Raw genomic sequence first — 2589 nt, forward strand, 5'->3', positions numbered from 1 at the left:
ACGCCGTGTCGTGCGGGCGGCTGCGGAGTGTTCTGGACACTCAACAGGGGGGCGGCGGCGGGGCACCGGGCAGGAGAGACGCACCCGCGCAGGGCGAGGCTCCCGCGCCAGGCATCCGAAGGGTGGCCGACTGTCCAAGACACGCCGTGTCGCCCCGGCACCTGCGGCGTGTCTTGGACGCTCGACAAGGGGGGCGGCCACGACAGGCAACACGCGGCGCGTGCCGCCACGATCCGGCGCCGGCGCGCGGGCCGTCGGTCCCGTTGAGTGTCCAGGACACGCCGCACTGCACCACCGCCCGCGGCGTGTCTTGGACGCTCAACAGGAGGCGGGCGCCGGGCGAGGGACCGCGCGTGGAGCCGCGCAGGCGCGGGTCAGCGGGCGGGAGCCGTCAGCCAGCCGACGACCACGTCACCGAGGGCCGTGCGCAGGTGCGCCCGCCGCTCGGGGGAGGCGAGGTCGACGTCGAAGAGGTGACCGAACGTGTACTGGTTCGCGACCTGGAACACGCAGTACGAACTGATCACGAGGTGCACGTCGATCGCATCCACGTCGGAGCGGAACACGCCGGACTCGCGCCCGCGCTCCAGGATCTCGTCGAGGAGGCTCTTCGCCGGCTGCGAGAGCGTGCGGAGCCCCTCGATCTGGCGGATGAACTCGCCGCGGTGGATGTTCTCGATCGCAACCAGACGGATGAAGGCCTCGTGCCCCACGTGGTGGTCGAAGGTGAGCTCGGCGAGGGCGCGGATGGCATCCACGGGATCGGCGTGATCGACGTCGATCGCCCGCTCCGCCTCGCGGATACCGCGGTACGCCTCTTCGAGCACGGCCCGGTAAAGGCCCTCTTTGCCGCCGAAGTAGTAGTAGATCATCCGCTTCGTGGTGCGGGTGCGGGCGGCGATCTCATCGACGCGGGCGCCGGAGAAGCCGTCTTCGGCGAACACCTCGGTCGCGACGGTGAGCAGTTCGGCGCGAGTGCGCTCGGCGTCCCTGCGTGCCTCGGCCATTCGGTCAGACTAGTGGACCCGCTTTGTACCAGATGGTACATTCGGCGCCCATGAGGACCTCGATGGCGACCGTCTGTATCAGCGGCACCCTGGCCGACAAGCTGCACGCGTGCGCGGAGGCCGGATTCGACGGCGTGGAGATCTTCGAGCCCGACCTGCTCGCCGCCCCCGAGAGCCCCGAGGAGATCGCCGCCCTCGCCGGTCGCCTGGGCCTGAGCCTCGACCTCTACCAACCGATGCGTGACGTCGAGGGAGTCGACGACGAGGCCTTCGCGGCGGTGCTGCGCCGAGCCGACGCGAAATTCCGCCTCATGCGACGCCTCGGCATCGACCTCGTGCTGTGCTGCAGCAACGTCGCCACCGCGACGATCGACGACGACGCCGTCTCGGCCGACCAGCTGCGGCGTCTGGGCGACCTGGCGGCGGGATACGGCATCCGCATCGCCTTCGAAGCCCTCGCGTGGGGACGCTTCATCGACGACTACCGTCGCGCGTGGCGCATCGTCGAACTCGCGGATCACCCCGCGGTGGGAGTGTGCTTGGACTCGTTCCACATCCTCTCGCGCGGTCACGACCCCGCCGCGATCGGCGGAATCCCGGGCGAGAAGATCTTCTTCGTGCAGCTCGCCGACGCGCCGCGGCTCAGCATGGACGTCCTGTCGTGGAGCAGGCACCACCGACTCTTCCCCGGTGAGGGCGACTTCGACCTGACCGACTTCACCGCGCGGATCGTGGATGCCGAATACACGGGGCCGTGGTCGCTCGAGGTGTTCAACGACACCTTCCGGCAGACCGACGCGCGGCGCACCGCCCGCCACGCGCGCCGCTCGCTGCGGTGGCTCGAAGACGCGGTGTCGCGCGCGATGCCCGACGCTCCGGCCGAGCTGCAGATGCTGCCCGACTCGGCCGCCCCCTCCGCCGTCGACTTCGTCGAGGTCAAGGCGGAGGACACCTCCGCGATCGAGGAGCTGCTCGGCCAGCTCGGTTTCACATCCCGCGGACGTCACCGCACGAAACCCGTGACGCTGTGGACCGCGGGCGAGGCGCGAGTCGTGCTCAACGAACAGCACGCCCGAGGGTGGGAACCGCGACTGGCGGCGATCGGCCTCGAGGTCGACGACGCCGAGGCCGTCGACCTGCGCATGCGCGAGCTGGGGGTGCCGCGCGCCTATCGCCGCACGTACGCCACCGAGGAGCGCCTCGACGGCGCGATCGCCCCCGACGGTACCGAGGTCTACTGGGCGCAGGCCGCCGACGAGGGGGATCCGGCCTGGGTGCGGGAGTTCGAGCACGGCGAGCCGGAGCTGGCCACCGAGATCACGGGAGTCGATCACGTGAGCCTCAGCCAGCCGTGGGATGCCGTCGAAGAGGCGACCCTGTTCTACACCGCCGGTTTCGCCTTGCGCGTCGACAGCAGCACCGATGTTCCCGGCCCGCAGGGCCTCGTCGCCAGCCGCGTGCTCGTCGCCCCGGGCGGAGGCGTGCGCCTGCCGCTGAACGTCGCGCCCCCGATCCTCGCCGCCGAGCGGGCGGGCGTCGCCCTCCCGCAGCACGTCGCCTTCGTCTGCGCAGACGTGCGCGC

The 2589-nt window shown here is 71.0% G+C and carries 2 protein-coding genes; one reads left to right on the plus strand and one right to left on the minus strand.

Annotated elements, in window-relative coordinates; genetic code table 11:
- Positions 1-374 precede the first annotated feature (374 nt).
- A complete protein-coding gene (locus tag RWP81_RS16155; protein WP_314457830.1) occupies positions 375-1007 on the minus strand; it encodes a TetR/AcrR family transcriptional regulator in 633 nt (210 codons plus the stop codon).
- Positions 1008-1069: 62 nt separating this feature from the next.
- On the opposite strand from RWP81_RS16155, the gene RWP81_RS16160 reads away from it, so the two are divergent.
- On the plus strand, positions 1070-2589 hold a 1520-nt coding region (locus RWP81_RS16160; protein WP_314457832.1), incomplete at its 3' end, for a TIM barrel protein.

This window comes from uncultured Microbacterium sp. (genome assembly GCF_963521695.1).
GTDB lineage: Bacteria > Actinomycetota > Actinomycetes > Actinomycetales > Microbacteriaceae > Microbacterium.